We start from the raw sequence: 2,858 nt of genomic DNA, 5'->3' as shown, positions 1-2,858 counted from the left end.
TCAATAAGGGCTTCAATAGATTTTTGATGTTCTTTATTATTATAAAAAAGTAAGCCTAACATATACTGGGCCTCTGCACCATGTACGTCTTTAGCTGTGTTTAATGTATTTAGAAATTCATCCTTAGCCACCTCATAATCACCTCGAGCATAGGCGGCCTTTCCTAAATAAAGGGAGGCCTTATTCTGAGAGCTAATATTTACATTGCCTTTCTCTAAAATAATATTGGCATAATGAGCGACAGAATCGTATTTCTTCAAATTGAAGTAAGATTCCATCAATCCAGCCCAGGCATAGTATTGCTCCTTTTTGGTACGGGCAGCATCCACTAACTTGTAGTAAAAATAGGTCGCATTTTCATATCGGCCATTTTCAAACTCAAGCTCCCCTATCCTATTGATGATTTTACTCATGGGCTCGAAAGATCCACTTGCCAATAGCTCGTTGTAGTATTCAAGTGCATTTTCATTCTCATTAAGTCTATAGTAAGATTCGGCTATGTAATATTTAGCTTCACTTCTTTTACCACTGTTGGGGTAATCTTGTATGAAGCTTTTAAAGCTCGAAATAGACTTTTCGTAAGCCAGGTTAAAGTACTGGTTTTTAGCAGTTTCAAACTCTACACTTTCCAGACCTTTTTTATCAGGATTCGCCTGTTTATAACTCGAAAGGTATCCGTTAAATTCTGACGACCGACCTTGAAGGTTTAAAACCTCTTGCAAAGGCAGTAAGGCTTCTTCAGCCACAGAATGAGTATTATACTTATCAAGAACTTTGACATAATCATTTATCGATTTATCATAGGCCTTTAAATTATAATTAGAAGATGCTCTCCTCATGTAGGCGTACGGTACAAACTGGCTGGATGGTTTTCGTTGAATCAAAGCAGTAAAGTTTTTTACAGCCTCTTCATAATTCCCTTTTTCAAAGTTTAACTGGGCCTTTTGAAAGAGGGCATCATCCAGATAGCGAGATTGACCATAATTTGTGATTATATAGTTAAACTGCTCAATTGCAGCTTCTGTAGACCCCTGGATACCTAAAACAGTACCCGCTTGTAGTCTGGCGTAATCATTATCTACACTGTTGGTTTTAATGGCTCGTTGATAGAACGATAAGGCTTCATTATAATTCTTAGACACATAATGTGTATCAGCTAATCTCAATAAAGCGTCATCATAAAAATCTCCCGCCTCCCCCTGGCTGCTATTGCGGATGTACTCACTAAACTGCTCTCTGGCTTTGCTATACTGCTTTGTGTTGTAATAGGCATAACCCAGACCATATCTTGTTTTAAGAATACTTTCATCCGATTTGTCTATTCCTGTCCATAAAGCTTTCTGATAATATGGAATAGCCTGCTCGTATCGTTTACCCACACTATAAGCTTCACCAGCCCATAACCCTGCCATAGCCCGGTACTTTTTACTGTGATCAAATTTTAATGACTTATCAAACAGACCTATCGCATTGCGGTATTCACCTTTGTTAAAAAGCTCCATCCCTTTCAGAAATGTTGCTTTCTGACACACTTCTTGCTGTCTTACATTGGGATTGGGAACACCCTCTATATATTCTATAGCTAAATTGTAATTGTTTGTATTTAAGTAAGCGTCAGATAAAATATCACCGACCTCTTCCACATGTTTACTTTTAGGATACCGCTCTAAAAAAGCCCTTGCACCTGCAATTGATTCTTCAACACGGTCAAGGTCGTAGCTTAATTTAGCGTATTGATAAGCACTCTCTTCGCTCAACTCACTATTTACATCAGTACGCCTTGCATTGTCAAAAGCTGTGATCGCGTATATCTTATTACCTTCTTTCAAATAGGCAATTCCCAAATAATAAGACGCATAAGTGCCGATTTCGTCTGTGGTAGAAGCGGCTTGTTTTAAATGAGTAATCGCCTTGTCATTATTACCGGCTTTAAAATTGGCATAACCGACTCGATAATGCACTTCTATAGGTGGGTTTTGAATGCCTTCCACGTATTTGTCGTAAAACGCCACAGCCCTGTCATAATTTCCTTTTTGCGTATGAGCTTCAGCTGCCAATAAGTAAAAGTCACCCTGATTTACTCTCGTGCCTCCATTGAGGACCTTATCACTGTAAGCGAGAAGTTCGTCATACCTCCCCTGTTTATAGTAAAGGTCTGCGAGCATGGCAGGCACCACACTTTTATAGGCATCATCTTGTTCTGCTTTTTTCAGGTCTTTGACTGCAGCGTCTAAATTACCCTGCTCATACGCTATGTAACCAGCATAATAATTGGCCGCTGGCTCATATTTGCCTGATTGATCTTTGAGGGCATTAAAAAATGTTATAGCCTCATCAAATTCGCGTTGAGCAAAGTGAGCATAACCCAATTTAAAGCGGGTTTCATTTCGCTTTTCCTTGCCTATTAATGAAAGCCTCACCTTCGAAAGATACTCTGTGGCTTTGTTATATTTTTTGTCTTTGAAGTAGAAATTGCCCAACTCGTAATAGGCTAAAGCTGCTTTCGGGTGATTTTCATTTTCCCTGATAAAACTTTCAACGAGTTTTTCTCCATCTTCATGATAGAGGCTTAGCGCAGCATAGGCTTTATAATATTGGGCATCAGCTTTTCTCACCCCATCACTAGCCATCTGAAGGTACTCTTCAAATGTTTCCCTTGCCGCTGTGAAATTGTTTTTATCAATTAACTCAAGGCCTTTAAGATAGAGTCTGGTAGGCTCCGATTGTGACAATGTGTTTTGAGCATAACTTATAAAAGAGCTGAGCAAGAAAAAAAATGCAGCCAGATAACGGATTACCATGTGTAAAATCGGTGTTTAGTGTTTTGGTTTTCTGTATTCAACGATAGAACCGGAAAA

The 2,858-nt window shown here is 38.9% G+C and carries 1 protein-coding gene; it reads right to left on the bottom strand.

The window, feature by feature from the left end; translation table 11 throughout:
• On the bottom strand, nucleotides 1-2,732 hold a 2,732-nt coding region (locus tag E1176_RS02935; protein WP_185152586.1), incomplete at its 3' end, for a tetratricopeptide repeat protein.
• Nucleotides 2,733-2,858 lie beyond the last annotated feature (126 nt).

This window comes from Fulvivirga aurantia, from assembly GCF_009711475.1.
GTDB classification, from domain to species: domain Bacteria; phylum Bacteroidota; class Bacteroidia; order Cytophagales; family Cyclobacteriaceae; genus Fulvivirga; species Fulvivirga aurantia.
The sequence above is the reverse complement of the archived record's forward strand: the minus strand, read 5'-3'. Positions and strand labels throughout refer to the sequence as shown.